The 557-nt window shown below is 35.2% G+C and carries 2 pseudogenes; both read right to left on the bottom strand.

Annotated features, from left to right (window positions below):
* Positions 1–43: 43 nt before the first annotated feature.
* A pseudogene (locus SORDD16_RS11125) lies at positions 44–277 on the bottom strand (hypothetical protein); the annotation flags it as partial.
* A gap of 92 nt (positions 278–369) precedes the next feature.
* Positions 370–557 (bottom strand): annotated as a pseudogene (locus SORDD16_RS11725) (glycerophosphoryl diester phosphodiesterase membrane domain-containing protein); the annotation flags it as partial.

Here is a 557-nt window from a genome sequence, read left to right as displayed (position 1 = left end):
TCTCTTTATGTTCCATAAATACATCCTTTCTGTCGTTCTCTCATTATACCATTTTTAAACCCCAATTTGTAAAATTAGACTTCCTGCGAAACCATAATTTAGTTTCAAAATTAATAATACCAGCAATAAGATTCATACGCAGACCAAACCGTTTCTTACGATTGCAATAAGCGGTTGAAAAAATGTTAACTACTTTCACTTTTGCAAACACACTCTCCACCTTGATACGACATGAAGACAAAGCTTTGTTATAGAGTTTGTCCTCTTTAGACAAAGGATGTCCTGGTCAACGAGGTCTTAACGAACATTCTAATGGCTTATTAAGACGAGATGTAAGCTGCTATAAAAGTGAGAAACTTAGATTAGAAATTAAAAATTCCGTTGCTTTTTTAATAGTAATTCTGTATATTCAGGGTCGTCTTGCACCATCGTTACTTGTAACTGAACCATTTCAAGATCATCTGTGATCACCCCATCTGATCCGAGCCGAACTGCTTTATCAAAAGCCTCAGAACTATTCACAGTCCAAACATAAAGTTTTTGATCCGTATACCAAA

It is taken from the genome of Streptococcus oralis, assembly GCF_001578945.1.
Classification (GTDB): domain Bacteria; phylum Bacillota; class Bacilli; order Lactobacillales; family Streptococcaceae; genus Streptococcus; species Streptococcus oralis_Q.
Note: the sequence above shows the minus strand (reverse complement) of the source record. Positions and strands in the feature narration are given on the sequence as shown.